The sequence below is a fragment of the Butyricimonas sp. Marseille-P2440 genome, assembly GCF_900091675.1.
Classification (GTDB): Bacteria; Bacteroidota; Bacteroidia; order Bacteroidales; family Marinifilaceae; genus Butyricimonas; species Butyricimonas synergistica.
Window position 1 is genome coordinate 1,617,321 of sequence record NZ_LT594610.1, and the last position, 15,704, is coordinate 1,633,024.

16 protein-coding genes are annotated in these 15,704 nt (G+C 46.4%); 8 read left to right on the forward strand and 8 right to left on the reverse strand.

Annotation, left to right across the window (positions count from 1 at the left end; all coding sequences use genetic code 11):
• Positions 1 to 19: 19 nt before the first annotated feature.
• Positions 20 to 1,288, forward strand: coding sequence for an NADH:ubiquinone reductase (Na(+)-transporting) subunit F (nqrF, locus tag BN8899_RS17840; RefSeq protein WP_065220385.1), 1,269 nt, complete (start codon positions 20 to 22; stop codon positions 1,286 to 1,288).
• A 141-nt stretch (positions 1,289 to 1,429) separates the two neighbouring features.
• Here the strand turns inward: nqrF and BN8899_RS17845 are convergent, their stop codons facing one another.
• Complete coding sequence (locus BN8899_RS17845; protein WP_065220386.1) at positions 1,430 to 1,924, reverse strand: hypothetical protein; 495 nt, start codon at positions 1,922 to 1,924, stop codon at positions 1,430 to 1,432.
• 159 nt (positions 1,925 to 2,083) lie between these two features.
• Between BN8899_RS17845 and glyA the strand changes: the two genes are divergently transcribed.
• Positions 2,084 to 3,364 carry a serine hydroxymethyltransferase gene (gene glyA, locus BN8899_RS17850; RefSeq protein ID WP_018336155.1) on the forward strand — a complete coding sequence of 427 codons (1,281 nt, stop codon included), beginning with the start codon at positions 2,084 to 2,086 and terminating at the stop codon, positions 3,362 to 3,364.
• A 127-nt stretch (positions 3,365 to 3,491) separates the two neighbouring features.
• Here glyA and BN8899_RS17855 read toward each other — a convergent pair whose 3' ends face one another.
• Positions 3,492 to 4,445: an NAD-dependent epimerase/dehydratase family protein gene (locus BN8899_RS17855; RefSeq protein ID WP_065220387.1), complete on the reverse strand. Its 954-nt coding sequence runs from the start codon at positions 4,443 to 4,445 to the stop codon at positions 3,492 to 3,494.
• A gap of 3 nt (positions 4,446 to 4,448) precedes the next feature.
• Positions 4,449 to 4,970 (reverse strand): GNAT family N-acetyltransferase, encoded by a 522-nt coding sequence (locus tag BN8899_RS17860; protein WP_065220388.1) that lies wholly within the window; start codon positions 4,968 to 4,970, stop codon positions 4,449 to 4,451.
• Between the two features lie 225 nt (positions 4,971 to 5,195).
• On the opposite strand from BN8899_RS17860, the gene BN8899_RS17865 reads away from it, so the two are divergent.
• Together BN8899_RS17865 and BN8899_RS17870 are read left to right on the forward strand one after the other, a co-directional pair.
• Positions 5,196 to 5,570 carry a hypothetical protein gene (locus BN8899_RS17865; protein ID WP_065220389.1) on the forward strand — a complete coding sequence of 125 codons (375 nt, stop codon included), beginning with the start codon at positions 5,196 to 5,198 and terminating at the stop codon, positions 5,568 to 5,570.
• Between the two features lie 129 nt (positions 5,571 to 5,699).
• Entirely contained in the window at positions 5,700 to 6,008 is a 309-nt protein-coding gene (locus tag BN8899_RS17870; protein ID WP_065220390.1) for a hypothetical protein, read from the forward strand.
• Positions 6,009 to 6,105: 97 nt separating this feature from the next.
• Here the strand turns inward: BN8899_RS17870 and BN8899_RS17875 are convergent, their stop codons facing one another.
• The 5 genes from BN8899_RS17875 to BN8899_RS17895 all read right to left on the reverse strand — a co-directional run bounded on the left by BN8899_RS17875 (position 6,106) and on the right by BN8899_RS17895 (position 11,307).
• Entirely contained in the window at positions 6,106 to 7,470 is a 1,365-nt protein-coding gene (locus BN8899_RS17875) for an MATE family efflux transporter (protein ID WP_065220391.1), read from the reverse strand.
• A gap of 92 nt (positions 7,471 to 7,562) precedes the next feature.
• Positions 7,563 to 9,038, reverse strand: coding sequence for a putative Ig domain-containing protein (locus tag BN8899_RS17880; protein WP_065220392.1), 1,476 nt, complete (start codon positions 9,036 to 9,038; stop codon positions 7,563 to 7,565).
• 90 nt (positions 9,039 to 9,128) lie between these two features.
• The gene (locus tag BN8899_RS17885) at positions 9,129 to 9,980 is read right to left on the reverse strand and encodes a methylated-DNA--[protein]-cysteine S-methyltransferase (protein ID WP_065220393.1); all 852 of its coding nucleotides are present in this window, start codon (positions 9,978 to 9,980) and stop codon (positions 9,129 to 9,131) included.
• A complete protein-coding gene (locus BN8899_RS17890) occupies positions 9,977 to 10,513 on the reverse strand; it encodes a methylated-DNA--[protein]-cysteine S-methyltransferase (RefSeq protein ID WP_065220394.1) in 537 nt (178 codons plus the stop codon). Before BN8899_RS17890 ends, BN8899_RS17885 begins: the two co-directional genes overlap by 4 nt.
• Positions 10,514 to 10,797: 284 nt before the next feature.
• Complete coding sequence (locus BN8899_RS17895) at positions 10,798 to 11,307, reverse strand: hypothetical protein (RefSeq protein WP_148375519.1); 510 nt, start codon at positions 11,305 to 11,307, stop codon at positions 10,798 to 10,800.
• Positions 11,308 to 11,477: 170 nt separating this feature from the next.
• Here BN8899_RS17895 and BN8899_RS17900 point away from each other — a divergent pair, with 170 nt between their 5' ends.
• The 4 genes from BN8899_RS17900 (at position 11,478) to BN8899_RS17915 (ending at position 15,321) form a co-directional block, all read left to right on the forward strand.
• Positions 11,478 to 12,164 (forward strand): response regulator transcription factor, encoded by a 687-nt coding sequence (locus tag BN8899_RS17900; RefSeq protein WP_065220396.1) that lies wholly within the window; start codon positions 11,478 to 11,480, stop codon positions 12,162 to 12,164.
• Positions 12,161 to 13,441, forward strand: coding sequence for a sensor histidine kinase (locus tag BN8899_RS17905; protein WP_065220397.1), 1,281 nt, complete (start codon positions 12,161 to 12,163; stop codon positions 13,439 to 13,441). The genes BN8899_RS17900 and BN8899_RS17905 overlap by 4 nt, the downstream gene beginning before the upstream one ends.
• 145 nt (positions 13,442 to 13,586) lie before the next feature.
• A complete protein-coding gene (locus BN8899_RS17910) occupies positions 13,587 to 14,432 on the forward strand; it encodes a PepSY-like domain-containing protein (RefSeq protein WP_065220398.1) in 846 nt (281 codons plus the stop codon).
• 43 nt (positions 14,433 to 14,475) lie between these two features.
• On the forward strand, positions 14,476 to 15,321 hold the full coding sequence (locus tag BN8899_RS17915) for a PepSY-like domain-containing protein (protein ID WP_018336142.1): 846 nt from the start codon (positions 14,476 to 14,478) through the stop codon (positions 15,319 to 15,321).
• Positions 15,322 to 15,704 lie beyond the last annotated feature (383 nt).

Consider the following 15,704-nt stretch of genomic DNA (forward strand, 5'->3'; position numbering starts at 1 on the left):
CATTAAATCTAAAATTAAGATGATGTTATTATTAATAGATACAACAATTATCCTATCGGGAATTATCGTGTTTCTTCTTGTAACACTGGTTCTCGTGGGGATGCTCTTGTTCGCGAAAGCTAAACTGACCCCCAAAGGAGAGGTGAAGGTGAGCATCAACCAGGGCGAAAAAGAATTAGTAACCGAACCGGGAGCCTCGCTTCTTGCCACTCTCGGAAATAATAAAATATTCCTCCCCTCCGCTTGTGGAGGAAAAGGATCTTGCGGTATGTGCCGTTGCCAAGTTGAATCTGGGGCTGGGTCTATACTCCCCACGGAAACCGGGTTCTTCTCCTATAAACAACAACACGAGAACTGGCGCCTTGCTTGCCAGGTGAAGGTGAAGGAAAACATCGAGATGAAAGTACCGGAATCCGTTCTCGGTATCAAAAAATGGGAATGTGAAGTGGTTTCCAATAGAAACATTTCTACCTTCTTGAAAGAATTCGTGGTAAAATTGCCGGAAGGCGAAAACTTGAATTTCAAATCAGGTGGATATATCCAAATTGACGTACCTGCCCTTGACGTGGATTTCAAAGATATGGACATTGATGAAAAATACAGGGCTGACTGGGAACGCATGAAGATGTTCGATCTGAAAATGCATAACCCGGAACCTACTTATCGTGCTTACTCCATGGCTAACTCCCCCGCGGAAGGCAATATTATCATGCTGAACATTCGTATCGCAACTCCCCCATTCGATAAAGCAATCGGAGGATTTGCCAACGTGAACCCCGGTATCTGCTCTTCTTTTATCTTCTCGCGTAAGCCGGGAGATAAGGTAAACATTTCCGGTCCTTATGGAGAGTTTTTCCTGAGAGATACGAACAACGAGATGATGTTTATCGGTGGTGGTGCCGGTATGGCTCCGATGCGTTCACATATCTTCAATTTATTCCACACGATGCACACGGATCGGAAAGTAAGTTTCTGGTACGGAGCCCGTGCCCTGCAAGAAGCCCCTTACGTGGACGAATTTAACAAGATACAAGAAGAGAACCCCAACTTCCACTGGACGTTAGCTCTCGACAGACCCGATCCCGTTGCAGATGCAGCCGGAGTAGCTTACAAACCGGGATTTGTACACCAGGTAATCTTCGAAAATTACTTGAAGAACCATGAAAACCCCGAAGATATTGAATACTATCTTTGCGGTCCTCCAATGATGATCTCGGCTGTAACCAAAATGCTGTACGATTTGGGAGTACCCGATGAAAACGTAATGTACGATAACTTCGGAGGATAATAGTTATCATCAAATAAAAGAATACGAGGGCGTGTTTGCCCTCGTTTTTTTTGCAGCCAACAATATTATAATTCAATTTACTTAATAAAAATACGGATACAACCTTTACAGTCATACCCGCATCAATATATTTTATCAATACTAATTATTCATCTTACCGAGATTCACCCCGTACAGGATAATGAACAACACGGCAAAAATACCGGATGCAATCATTGAAGCCATGACTACCATATTCCAACCGGAATACATGGGTAACACAAACAATTGGGCTATCTGAGCAACTGCATACAAGTAGAAACCTACTCTTTTCAATCTAAACATCAAAATCGCCCCACCTAAGCTCATCAACGAGAATAACGTCAATAAAGAATAGATAGCAATTCCATGTTTGATGGATGTTTGCAACACTTCGATGGAAGATCCCACGAGAGAGGATGCCCAAGATGGAGCCCCTTCCGTGGCAGTCATTGTCGTTATTTGTTGAATCTGGGCCACTATTGCTTCAGGCGAGAACGCAATCAAACTAAACAAGTTAGACACAGTTCCCCAACCGCTACCAATAAACGTTAAAATACAAAGTACTGTCAGAAAGGTCGGTCTTACCGCTTTTTCTGTTTCAAAAGGATTTTCCATAGCAAGTCATTTTTTAATACAACAACAAACATAAATAAATATTTGAAAATTAAAAAGCGGGAGGACGAAAAAAAGTCGGGAAATACTTTGTTTAGACGGACGATTAGTATAATTTTGGGCAAGATTTTATAAACGTCTATATTATTAAAAATCTAAATAATGGAAAGAGATACTCAAATTTTCGACCTGATTGCTCAGGAAAGCCATCGCCAGAAAGAAGGTCTGGAACTAATCGCTTCCGAGAATTTCGTGAGCGAACAAGTTATGCAAGCCATGGGTTCTTGCTTGACGAACAAATATGCAGAAGGATACCCTGGAGCTCGTTATTATGGTGGTTGCCAAATCGTTGACCAAACGGAACAATTGGCTATCGACCGCGCTTGCAAATTATTCGGTGCAGAATTCGCTAACGTGCAACCGCACTCCGGAGCACAAGCTAACGCAGCTGTGTTCTTCGCTTGTATGAAACCGGGCGACACTTTCTTGGGTCTTGACTTAGCTCACGGCGGACATCTTTCACACGGCTCACCCGTGAACCTTTCAGGTATCAACTACCACCCGGTAGCCTACCACGTGAAAGAAGAAACCGGAATGGTGGATTACGACGAGATGGAAAAATTAGCCATCGAACACAAGCCAAAAATGATTGTATCCGGCGCTTCCGCTTATTCTCGTGACTGGGATTACAAACGTATGCGTGAGATCGCCGATAAAGTAGGCGCTTTATTAATGTGTGATATGTCACATCCTGCTGGATTAATCGCCAAAGGATTATTGAACAACCCGATGGATTACTGCCATATCGTGACTACCACCACTCACAAAACGCTTCGCGGACCTCGTGGAGGTATGATTCTTCTCCCGAAAGATTTCCCAAATCCTTGGGGATTGAAGACTCCAAAGGGAGAGATCAAGATGATGTCACAAGTCATCAACTTTGCCGTATTCCCGGGACAACAAGGCGGACCGCTTGAACACGTGATCGCCGCAAAAGCAGTTGCTTTCGGAGAAGCTTTATCCGACAGCTATACTGAATACGCAAAACAAATGCAAGCCAATGCTAAAGCTATGGCAAAAGCATTCATGGATAAAGGCTATAAAGTTGTTTCCGGAGGCACGGACAACCACTCCATGTTGATTGACTTGAGAACCAAATTCCCGGAATTAACCGGTAAGAAAGCAGAAAATACTTTGGTATTAGCTGACATCACTATCAACAAAAACATGGTTCCGTTCGATACCCGTACCCCGTTCTCTACTTCCGGTTTACGCGTGGGAACTCCCGCAATCACGACACGTGGTTTGAAAGAGGAGCACATGGCTATTATCGTGGATATGATCGACAGAGTGTTGAGCAACATCGACGACACTGCCGTTATTACGCAAGTGAAGAAAGAAGTAAACGCAATGATGGGCGACAGACCTATGTTTGCCTGGTAATTACTCGTGAGTATATAAAAAACAAGCGATTCCTTTGCAGAATCGCTTGTTTTTTATTATCAAATTTTGCACCTACCCATCTCTGTACGCACAGACCCCATCACGATAGAAATGAAAGCAAACAAAATTATAACGTTTCAATACCTTTCCTGAAATCCCGATATTTAAGCCGAGGCAACAATTCTTTTTTCATGCGGGAAGTATCACCATAATAAGAAACTTGCCCTATACGTACAAAATCGACAGTCAACGGGCTCCTCACCCCCAATAAACGAGAAAAAAGTTCAAAAAAACGAGCCGCCGTATTTATCATCCATAAAGGCATTCTCCACGGTCGCACGGTGTGCCAATGAATTGCGGCAACATCCAAAAACTCTTGTAACGTCTGAACACCATCATCTCCCACGTGATACACCCCCTCGATTCCTTCTTTCAAACAAGCCGCACGTGTTGCTTCCAAGAAATCTTCGGTAGAAATCAGGTGTATCCAAGTAGGCTTCCGCCATACGCCTAGCAAGGCGTAACGAGAAAACCAACGAGCGGCATCGATCATTAAAATTCCACGCCCATACACCATTCCGACTCTCAAAGAAACAGCCTCGATTCTCTTTTGCCTGCCACATTCGAACAACAACTTTTCTTCCTCCAACCTCGTAATGGCATGAACGGATACAGGATTCCCGTCCAATCGTCCGGTTGCCGGGTGTTCCGGTGTCGTTTCACCTTCCACGTGCGGGAAACTTACCAATATCACCCGCTTCACTCCTTGTTCCACGGCTACATCCAACAGATTATTAAAATAACGGGTATTCGTGGTAGCCAAAAACTTCTCCGGGTTATGCCTGAAAAGTACCCCCGCGAAATGCACCACGGTGTCAACTCCTCGTAACGCATCTACCAACGTACCTGGTACACCCAAATCAGCCTTATATACCGAGATATTGTCCTTCCCTCGCAATTCAGGGAGTACCTCTTTGCGATGAGTTAAAAGATGCAGGAACACATCATCATCCTTCAAACGGCAAGCAAGCAAACCTCCCAAGTTCCCTGCCGCACCCGTGATTAAAATTCGTTTACTCATGCTCTATTCCTTTACAAGATCGAAATAATGCATATCGATCACCTTCCCGTTTTTCACGGCTGCTTTACGCAACACGGCTTGCCTCGTGAATCCGGCTTTTTCCAGTACCCTCATGGATGCCGGGTTATACTCGTAAACGGAAGCAAACAGTCGAATTATATCTGTTTCCCGGAACACGTATTCCACTACCTGCCGGATAGCTTCGCCCATAATTCCCCGGTTCCAGTAATCCTCGCCAAGCCAATAGCCTATTTCCGCACTATATCGTTCCACGTCGCACAAGGGGATAAAACCGATTCCTCCCACCGCTTCATTGTCAATCACGATAGCCAAATCCTGCACGTACGGCTTTTCACCCACGACATGCAAATACTCTTCGGCGTTTCGCTCCGTGTAAGGATAAGGCAGACCATCCCGCACGATATTCCATATATTAATATTACTGATATTCTTCGCCAAAGAAACAGCATCCTCCAACCTCCATTCTCTCAACAAGAAATTTCCATTTCTATCATGTATCTCCATAACATATTCATTTTAATATTCTCTCACCTATGACCCGCACACGGGCAAAAACCCCTATTCCAAACAAAGAAAATGTTCCTGAAACGTTAAATTTTCTCTCTCGTAAACAAAAATACGAACATTCAGGTGGTAAATATACCCATTTTTACGTATACAAGTAGAAAAAGGCTCGAAAAACGTTGCTTTTCTAATTTCAATTCATTAAATTTGAAACAAACACTAAGTATGATAAGATTCATATTACATAGCCTTCTGATCTTGGTGGTAACACAACTCACGAATGTTGCCATGGGACTGGTTATGACCGAATCTCAACGTACTGCAATCACTTCTCAAATCTTTGAAATACATGATTCAATAAAAAAGGCGGAAGCCTTCGATCTCATGAATCCCAATGATACCCCGGTACTCCAAACTCCCCTCCTTAGCATGAGGAGGTCGGAATTACCATGCCGGGTACGAGTCATGCTGGACGGAATACCTTCAGACAAGCACGAAAGTCCAATTCTCAACCCGGAGACAGACTACACGGGAACACGTGACGTGTTCGTGTCGCAACCTGAGCGATACTTCCATGAACTCTGTCTTCTAATCATTTGAAAAATCTGCGCATATTGGCACGTATCTTGTATCGTGAATACATATGGATACATTCGCTAGTGTTACCCAAATAATAAAACGGAGCAACGCATAAAGCGTTATATATATACACACACAACACACATAAAAATGAAAACAACTCTATTTAATCGGAAGCGGGAAGAGAAAAATTACGAATTATTTTTCGAACCAGAAGAATTGCATCGGGTGCAATATTTGTTAGAAACCAAACAGTTCCTTGGTCTGTCCGAGTTACAGAAAAGCGAGGACGAGAACACGGGGATGAAATTGAAACTCTCACTAGCTGAACGCGGGAAATTAGTCACGGCTCAACTATTCGAATATATAATGTCTGCTTACGAAGCAGTTTCGCCTATCATGATTTTCCGCAATAAAGAAGCGGTAGCTCTCTCGGGGGCAGTCACGCTGGAAGATTAGACATTCTTTAAGCAAAAACGGGTTCAAGAAATTGAGCCCGTTTTTATTTCATGGGAAATATTTCCACATGCATAAAAAGCGTTTACCCCACTTTTCCTCACAATTGTTTGTTGATCTTGAAAAGGATTCCCTTTTTATTGAAATAAAATAATGTAGCCACCGCCATCACAAAAGAAATAAAATCCGCCATAGGCAAACTAGCCCATACCCCTGTGATTCCCCAGAAACGCGGTAAAATAATCAGAAACGGTATCAAGAAAATCAACTGACGCGACAACGACAGGAATATAGAAACTTTTGCTTTCCCGATAGACTGGAAGAAATTGGTTATAATAATCTGACAACCCACCAATGGAAATAACAAGCAAGTGATCCGTAATCCATACTTCGCAAGTTCCGTCAACTCGTGATTATCCGTGAACATCCCCACGATAAAGTTCGGAAATAACTGGCTCGTGATAAAACCGAAAGTCGTAATCGAGATCCCCGTGATCATGGCATAGCGCAACACACGCCGTACCCGGTCAAACAACAACGCCCCGTAATTATACCCTACCACCGGCTGCATTCCCTGCGTGAGCCCGATCTCGATCATGATAAACAACGTCAACACCCGGTTCACTATGCCGTAAGCCCCGATCGCCAAGTCCCCACCGTAACGCATGAAACTATTATTCAAGATAATCACCACCGTACTGGCACACAAGTTCATCAGGAAAGGCGACATCCCGATAGAAAGAATACTTTTGATAATCCGTCCTTTCAACCGGAATATACCCGCCTTGAAATGTACCGAACTATTCTTGTTCAGGAAATGTGCCAAAATCCATACCAGCCCGCTTGTTTGTGCTATCATAGTGGCAAATGCGGCACCCCGGATGCCCCACCCGAAATGGAAAATAAATATCGGCGCTAATATGATATTCACGAAAACCGTCAACAAGGACGACAACATGGCTTTCTTCGGGTATCCTGTCGCCCGCATCAGATTGTTCAGCCCGATGAACGTGAAAGCGATAGGATTTCCTAAAAGGATCACTTGCATGAAATCCCGGGCATAAGGCATTGTGACATCACTTGCCCCAAAGAACCGTAACGTGGGTTCCAAAAACAACGTGGCAATTCCCCCGAAACAAAATCCCAAGATCACGCATAACACGAAAACATTTCCCAGCACCGAAGAGGTCTTCTCCATATCCCTCTGCCCCATGTATATGGAACTAATCGTGGCTCCCCCGACCCCGATCAATGTACAAAAAGCAATAATTAGGTTCATCAACGGGAAGGTAATCGCCAAGCCCGAGATGGCAAGCGGTCCCACTCCATGACCGATAAAAATACTATCAATGATATTGTACAACGACGTGACTGTCATTCCAATAATGGCAGGTATCGAGTATTGAAGCAATAATTTCCCGACGGGTTTCGTTTCCAATAGCTGTGATGCATTCACAACAGACATAAAATGATCCTCCTTTCTTTAAGTATCACCGCCAGTCCGTATCCCCGACCTCCTTGGACTATCACGGCGAATACAAAGGTAACAAAAAAAGTCTATTCTAACTTAAACACTGCCGTCACATGTGGGTTCAATGTCAATCTTAGTTGTTCCAGCTCTCCCAAATTCCGGTGCGACCACACGTCCCGGACAAAAGCTTTCATCGGGAAACCCAGTAAATCGAAAGGAATCACAACTTCCTCCGGCTCCTCCCCCCGGTTCATCACGGCTAAAGCAATCCGTCCCCCGTCCAGCAATTTCATCCAAACCTCGCAATTCCCTTCCTTTCTCATCATTTTTCCTTGCAGACCCAGCGCATCCTGATTGATGGCAATAATTTCCGGGTTCGTCAATACCTTCAACACGGAATCCGGCATATTCCGCACGTCATTTCCGCACAACAAAGGGGAAGCCATCATACACCACATACTCATGTGCGTGCGGTACTCGTTCAAAGTACACCCGTACTTTATCCCTCCCGAATTAATATTCGAACTTTTCCCGAATAAGCCGACGACCAGCATATCCGGGTCATTCCATGCCCCGGGAAAAGCGTAATCGGCAAGTTGCCCGTTCACGTCAATAATATCCATAATACCCTTCAACCCCGTACCCGACTCTCTCAAATCCCATGCGTCACGAATATCCTCCGTCGTGCGCCAGTAATGTCCCCCAACCTCTCTCGCCCACTCCCACGGTTTCCTGCGTCCCCACTCGCAAATACTGTATACAATCGAACGGTCGGTAATCCGCAAAGCCTCTCCCATTCTCCGGTAACGTGCGATCGCAGTATCTCTCGATGCCGGAGCCCCACAATAGTCATACTTCAACAAATCCACTCCCCACTCGGCAAAATCCCGGGCATCGATCTCCTCGAACCCGTAACTTCCGCATACTCCGGCGCAAGTGTACCGTGACGCATCCGAGTATATACCTAAACGAAATCCCCGGTCATGCAAATAATCAGCAACGTATTTAATCCCTCTCGGGAACTTAGTGGAATCAATCACGATATGCCCGTCCGCCCCTCTCTCTTTCAATTGCCACAGGTCATCGATATTAATATAATTATAACCCAAATCCCGCATCCCGTTCGCGATCATCGCTTCCGCCGTTTCGATAATCAAAGCCTCCGTCAAGTTCTCACCGAAAGTATTCCAACTGTTCCATCCCATCACCGGGGTCAACGCCAGTTCTTTGCCTACCTTTATTTTCAACTCGCTCACCCAGCTTCCCTGCTTATTCTCGGCTATGATCTTTATCTTGTACTCCCCGGCATCCTTCACGACTCCCCGTATGATTCCAGTTTTGGCATCCAAAGCCAACCCCTCCGGTAAGCCTTCCGCCACCCAAGTCATCGGACGTTCCCCCGAAGTCGGTATAGCAAAAATAAATTCTGTTCCCGGATAACTTCCCACCACGTAAGGCGGATTCACACGGGGTACCCCCTCAAATACTCCTTCAAACTTACCCTTCTTGCCGGTACAACCTAGCACGACAAATGCCAACACGAACCACAATACTTTTTTCATAGCCTATTATTTAACGATAATCGTACAAATATAACAAATCTCCCTTTGAGATCAATTATTCTTGTTTATTTCCAATTCCCGGTAAAACGCTTACTCTACCGAATCTTCCCGTTTTTCCGCCTCCCAACCTATCATCACAGCCTTGCGAATATCACCCCAGTGATAATGTCCCAACTCTCCCGTGGCACGAATCACCCGGTGACAGGGAATAAGGAACGCCACGGGATTTTCCCCCACGGCAGTCCCCACGGCACGGCAAGCTCCCGGGTTCTCTACCCTCGAGGCAATATCGCCATAGGTCACCAATCCACCCATCGGCACTTCCAGCAAAGCCTTCCACACCTTTAACTGAAAATCCGTTCCCTTCAGATGCAGCTTAATCCCGAACAGGTCATTCCAGTCCCGCGTGAAAATAGATAAAGCATTCTGTTGCATCTCGTCCGCAGTCTGCACGAATCTCGCGTTCGGGAATTTCTTCACCAAAGCCCCGAAAGACACCTCCCGGTCTTCAACAAACACCATCCAGCAAATGCCCTTTCCGGTAGAAGCCACCAGAATTTCCCCGAACGGACTTCCCGCAAAACTGTAATTTATAGAAAGACTCTCACCCCCGTTCTTGTACTCACCGGGCGTCATCCCCTCGATATTAACGAACAAGTCGTGCAACCGCCCCGTCCCCGACAACCCGGTCATCTCCGCCACATGGAACAAAGAAGCGTGTGTTTCGTCCAGCACCCTCTTCGCGTACTCGATACTGGTATATTGCAAAAACTTCTTCGGGCTCACCCCCGTCCATTCTGTGAACATACGCTGGAAATGCGCCGGGCTCAACGCCACCTCACTTGCCACCTCATCCAAATCGGGTTGCCGTTTGAAATTCGTCCTGATGTACTCGATTGCCCGTGCGATCCGGGCTCTATCGAGAGTTTTTTGCCCGCTCAAAACAATGAATTTGACAAAGATTCCAGTTCAAGTAACAACCTTTTGGCAGGTAACCCGCCGCCATACCCTATCAATTTATGATCGCTGCCGATCACCCGGTGACAGGGAACAAATATCGAGATTGGGTTTGCCCCGTTGGCAGCCGCCACCGCCCGAATCGCCTTCGGATTCCCCAACCGCCGCGAGAGCCCCGCGTAAGACTCAGTTGCACCGTAAGGGATTCGCCTCAATTCCTCCCAAACCGTCTTCTGGAAATCTGTCCCCACGAAGAGCAGGGGCACGTCAAACTCCATCCGCCGGCGATCGAAATACTCGTTCAACTGGGCGACAGCATGCGCAATCACCTCCGATTCTCCCACTTCATAGCGGGCTTGCAACACCTTCTGTATCCGCTTGTCGATCGCCTTCCTCCGTTCCTCGATCTGCCAGTCACACAGACAAAGCCTGCCCTCGAACGAGCCGAGTAGAATTCCCCCACAAGGGGATGAATAACTTTGAATTTGAATTACTTTAGCTTTTCCCTCGCTTTCCATTGGACATTTTTTTAGGTTCATGATCTTTCATTTCTTCAATAGCCCCCACCCGTCACCGTCCGCGGGTAAAGGTTGACATTCATGCAAAGTAACCGATTCCCCAAGAACAAAACAACCCGAAAGATGCTATACTTACCACTCCCGCCATTCCACCGTCACGTCATCCTCCGTATTCAGCCCCGCGGCGTTCACGGCAGCAATAATATAAGCACAAATATCTTCCCGCTAATCATACATCGATGCCAACACCGATTCTCCCAAACCATTTTTTAAATCTTCCAGACTCATATCTTTCTTATTAAATTATTATCACCTACCGATTCCCTGTACACCACACAATCCGAGAAGCGGCTTCCCTCCGGCGCGTACAGCATGGTATACCCCTTCGCCTTCAGCCCTTCCAGGTAGTCCGCCAAATTCCAGTTCTTGAAAGTACACGTTTCCATATTGTCCGACCGCAAGGGATAATTATCCGCCATCGGGTTCGGGGAATGCAAGTACAACGCATCCGAACCGCTGTCAAACTCATGTATGATAGCGAATACCTGCAAAGCCCGTCCTACCTTCACCACCTCGTCCGCCAATCTCTCGTAATGCCGGAACATAGCATCCAGATGTGCCTTGCGCTCCTTCCAGTACAAATCACCGTATCCCTCCCAGTCGAAATGAAGGTGCGCGTGATTAAACCAATCCTCCGCATCGTGGATAAACGTGAGCCAATTCTCGCCGGAAGCAAACTCATCAAGCGCCGCCAACTTCCTGTAATACTTCCTCAATCCCCTTCTTTTTTTCATACTATTTCTATTAATACATTTAACAAATATAGAAACAAAACCCATGCAAAGCAATCCCCTGATCCATTTTAGATTTACTGATTTTAATATAGTAAGATTAGTTCCTTTCTATCATTCCAAATTCTTTCCAGAATATTTTCCTACTTTTGCAACTATAAAATCGAAAAGCCATGAAAATACTAATCATTGAAGACGAAAAAGGACTACGAGAAGTGATGACCCAATCACTCGAGAAAGAGCGTTTTGTCGTGGAAACCGCCTCGGACTACTCAACGGCGATACAAAAAATCAATGATTACGACTACGACTGCGTCCTACTCGACATCATGCTTCCCGGCGGCAACGGGCTTTCCATCCTCGAGGAACTGAAGAAACTACGCAAGCGGGAAAGCGTGATTATCGTTTCCGCCAAGGACTCCATCGAGGACAAGGTCACGGGGCTAGACCTCGGTGCCGACGACTATTTAGCAAAACCCTTTCACTTGGCAGAACTTCACGCCCGAGTAAAATCCGTCATCCGGCGCAAACAAAACGACGGAGACGTCCGCATCGACATCGGCAACTTGACCGTCTATCCCGACAACCACACCGTTTTCATCGACAACAACGAACTGAAACTCAATCGCAAGGAATTCGACCTTCTGTACTATTTCGTCGCCAACCCCGACCGTTTGATAAACAAGACCTCCCTCGCCGAATCCGTTTGGGGCGACAACATCGACCAAGCAGACAGTCTCGATTTTATCTACTCGCAAGTCAAGAACCTGCGCAAGAAAATGAAACAGGCAGGCGCCATCCCGGAGATCAAAGCAGTCTACGGCTTCGGCTACAAACTCGTAACTATCCCGGAAGCATGAAACTCATCCACTACACCATAAGCAAACTCTCCGTCGTGCTCATCGTCATCCTCTCGGCGTGGGCTTGCCTTTTCTACTTCAACATACTCGACGAAATACTCGACGAAACCGACGACAGCCTCGAGAACTACAAGAACCTCATTATCCGCCAGGTACTCACGGACACTTCCGCTATTGACCACCACAATGACCTGATGAGCCAGTACATGATAAAGGAAATATCGGAACGGGAAGCGATCCACTACCGGGAGCGTTATTTCGATTCCACTCGTTTCTACGAAACCGAACTGGAATTTGATCCCGTGCGGGTACTGAAAACCGCTTTCCGAGGACAAGACAAAAAATTCTACGAACTGACGGTCATGATCTCCACCCTCGAGCAGGACGACATGATCGAAGCCATCCTACAATGGATCATCATCCTCTACCTCACCCTGCTTGTCTGCATCCTCGTGGTGACGGAGATCGTCTTCCGCCGGAGCCTTGCGCCTTTTTACAAGCTGCTCAACTGGCTGAACACTTTCACCCTCGGTGAAAAGAATCCCCCGTTAGACAACCCTACCAAAATCAAGGAGTTCCGACGACTAAACGAAACGATTGCCCAAATGACCCGGCGAAGCGAAGAAATGTACTCCCAGCAAAAGCAATTCATCGAGAACGCCTCTCACGAACTACAAACCCCGCTGGCGATATGCCGCAACAAACTTGAACTCCTTGCCGAACGACCGGACTGCACCGGGGAACAATTGCAAGAGATCGCCGACATCCACCGCACCATGGGGCGCATCGTCAAGCTCAACAAATCTCTCCTGCTTCTCTCCCGTATCGAGAACGGGCAATTCCACGAAGTGAAAGAAGTCGAACTCAACCCGATCATCCGGGAACTCTTGGATGATTTCCGGGAAATATACGAGCACAAAGAACTTCAAATCCAGCTGGAAGAATCTGCGGCATGCAAAGTCCGTATGAACGAATCGCTAGCTAACACTCTCGTCACCAACCTGCTCAAAAATGCCATGGTACACACCCCGCCCGAGGGAGAAATAACCACCCGTGTACTCGCCAATGAAATCACCTTCACCAACTCCGGCGACGGCACCCCCTTGGACTCCACCCGCCTTTTCACCCGCTTCTATCAAGCCGACAACAAGAAACCCGACTCCACGGGTTTAGGTCTTGCCATCGTCCAAAGCATCGCCAATCTCTACGGCCTACGCATCACATACACACACGCTAACGGGAAACACAAGTTCAGCTTAAAAATCAATAAGTTATAATTTTAGATTTAACCCACTCCTTTCGAGAGGAGAAAAATCCAAAATTAATAATTTCTTTTTCCTTTTTCCCAAATCTTTCCAAAATTGCCCCTTTACTTTGTTCTCGGAAATTGAAATAAAGAGTGAACATTAAAAATAAAACGCTATGAAAACAAGAAATTTACTTTTAACCGCAATTTTAATATCAGGACTGGCTTTCACGAGCTGCAACGATGACGACGACGATTACACCCCGGACGGAAAGATTCAGGAAGCATTCATCACCAAGTACCCGAACGCCGAACGTGTGGAATGGGAAAAGAAGTATGACCATTACGTGGCGGACTTCTACCTCGACGGTATCGAGCGGGAAGCATGGATCAACGCCCAAGGCGAATGGGTGATGACCGAAAGCGACATCCGCTTCAACGATCTCCCGGCGGAAGTGCAAAGCGCATTCGAAGCAAGCGAGTACAAGGCGTGGAAGATCGACGACGTGGATATGCTGGAACGAGTGGAAATGGAGCCCGTGTACGTGATCGAGGTAGAGCAAGGCAAGCAGGAATTCGACTTGTACTACGCGGCGGACGGCACACTGGTCAAAGCCGTTGAAGACACAGACAACGATGACGAACACCGCCCGGCAAGCGTTCCCGAGGTATTGAAAACCATCATCGACACCCGTTATCCCGGCGCCGTGATCCTCGACATGGACATCGAGAAAGGCATCACCGAAATCGACATCCGCCACAACAACAAATCGAAAGAAGTACACTTCAACTCACAAAACGAGTGGTTGTACACCTCCTGGGATGTGAGAGAAGCGGAAGTTCCGGCAAACGTGATGAAAACGATAAAAGATAACTATGACAACAGCTACAAGATTGACGACATCGAGTACGAGGAAAGACCTAACGGCGACGTGTACGTCTTCGAGCTGGAAAAGAATGACAAGGATACTCTCGTGATCGTGGACACGGAAGGAAACATCGTGACACCCCCAACCGTATAACCCCGTGAAAAGCTATATTGTAAAACACATCAAACACTAAACTATGAAAACAACATTTATTACGGCAATAATCATTCTTAGCGCCACGTTCGCCTTCAGCAGCTGCAAAAGCGACGGTTACATCCCGGCGAAAAATATCGTGAACGCTTTTAATGCCAAGTACCCGAAAGCGAAACAAGTGGAATGGGAAGTGAAGAACACGTACCAAGTCGCCGAATTCCGCCTGGGATTCACGGAAGCCGAGGCATGGTTTGACAACAACGGCAACTGGATGATGACCGAGAGCGACGTGTCCTTCCGCTCACTCCCCGCCGTGATTCGCAACAGTTTCGAGACCGGGGAATACGCCAGATGGAAAGTGGAGGACATCGACAAGCTGGAAAGAGCCGGCATGGAAACCGTCTATATCATTGAAGTAGAACTCGGTGAACAGGAAGTAGACCTGCATTACCTGGAAAACGGGACCCTCGTGAAAACCGTGATGGATAAGGAAAACAGGGGCTATCTGCCAGAAACAATGCCCGAGAGCGCCCAGCAATTCATCAAGCAAAAATACCCGCAAGCTAACGTCATTGAAATCGACCAGGAGAAAGGATTACTGAAAATTGAGATCATTGATGGTCGTATCAAAAAAGACGTGGTGTTCAACCACCAGAATGTGTGGGTAGTCACCACCTGGGAAGTACGCCAGAATGAAGTTCCCGCCAACGTGATGAACGTCCTAAAAACCTCGGCATACGCCAACTACCGTATCGACGATATCGATTACGAGGAAAGAGCCGACGGCACGAACGTCTACATTTTCGAGATGGAACAAGGCAACAAAGAAGTTTACATCACGATAAACGCCAACAACCTGGAAATCATATCCTCGGCTCCAAAAAACTAAACTCTAAACTAGAAGAGAAGTTGTGTCGTGCAAAACACTGACACAACCTTTTTTACATGTAATAGCCAAGACTTGTTCTGACAAGCTGTTTACTATCAGACAAAAAAAGAGTCAGATGTTTGTCGCAAAATTACGCCACTTTCCCCCGTTCGCCTCGCCTTCTTCCCTACAAACTAAACGATTGTTATTCGATTGATAAACGATATAAATCGTTTAAGAATTGTTTTATAACACAATATTTACTGTCTATATCGTTGGGAAACCCGCAGAAAGAACAGGGCAACAGACAAACAATCACAAAATAACCTGATCGAGTTGCAGACTTCCATCGTGGGCAATATGAATGCAAATTTTTATCGATTCACGTCCATAGCTTCTTTCCT

What these genes read in the sequence shown, in the direction of transcription:
- nqrF (WP_065220385.1), top strand. Translation starts at nt 20, where the DNA reads ATGATGTTATTATTAATAGATACAACAATTATCCTATCGGGAATTATC.
- BN8899_RS17845 (WP_065220386.1), bottom strand. Translation starts at nt 1,924, where the DNA reads ATGGAAAATCCTTTTGAAACAGAAAAAGCGGTAAGACCGACCTTTCTG.
- glyA (WP_018336155.1), top strand. Translation starts at nt 2,084, where the DNA reads ATGGAAAGAGATACTCAAATTTTCGACCTGATTGCTCAGGAAAGCCAT.
- BN8899_RS17855 (WP_065220387.1), bottom strand. Translation starts at nt 4,445, where the DNA reads ATGAGTAAACGAATTTTAATCACGGGTGCGGCAGGGAACTTGGGAGGT.
- BN8899_RS17860 (WP_065220388.1), bottom strand. Translation starts at nt 4,970, where the DNA reads ATGGAGATACATGATAGAAATGGAAATTTCTTGTTGAGAGAATGGAGG.
- BN8899_RS17865 (WP_065220389.1), top strand. Translation starts at nt 5,196, where the DNA reads ATGATAAGATTCATATTACATAGCCTTCTGATCTTGGTGGTAACACAA.
- BN8899_RS17870 (WP_065220390.1), top strand. Translation starts at nt 5,700, where the DNA reads ATGAAAACAACTCTATTTAATCGGAAGCGGGAAGAGAAAAATTACGAA.
- BN8899_RS17875 (WP_065220391.1), bottom strand. Translation starts at nt 7,470, where the DNA reads ATGTCTGTTGTGAATGCATCACAGCTATTGGAAACGAAACCCGTCGGG.
- BN8899_RS17880 (WP_065220392.1), bottom strand. Translation starts at nt 9,038, where the DNA reads ATGAAAAAAGTATTGTGGTTCGTGTTGGCATTTGTCGTGCTAGGTTGT.
- BN8899_RS17890 (WP_065220394.1), bottom strand. Translation starts at nt 10,513, where the DNA reads ATGGAAAGCGAGGGAAAAGCTAAAGTAATTCAAATTCAAAGTTATTCA.
- BN8899_RS17895 (WP_148375519.1), bottom strand. Translation starts at nt 11,307, where the DNA reads ATGAAAAAAAGAAGGGGATTGAGGAAGTATTACAGGAAGTTGGCGGCG.
- BN8899_RS17900 (WP_065220396.1), top strand. Translation starts at nt 11,478, where the DNA reads ATGAAAATACTAATCATTGAAGACGAAAAAGGACTACGAGAAGTGATG.
- BN8899_RS17905 (WP_065220397.1), top strand. Translation starts at nt 12,161, where the DNA reads ATGAAACTCATCCACTACACCATAAGCAAACTCTCCGTCGTGCTCATC.
- BN8899_RS17910 (WP_065220398.1), top strand. Translation starts at nt 13,587, where the DNA reads ATGAAAACAAGAAATTTACTTTTAACCGCAATTTTAATATCAGGACTG.
- BN8899_RS17915 (WP_018336142.1), top strand. Translation starts at nt 14,476, where the DNA reads ATGAAAACAACATTTATTACGGCAATAATCATTCTTAGCGCCACGTTC.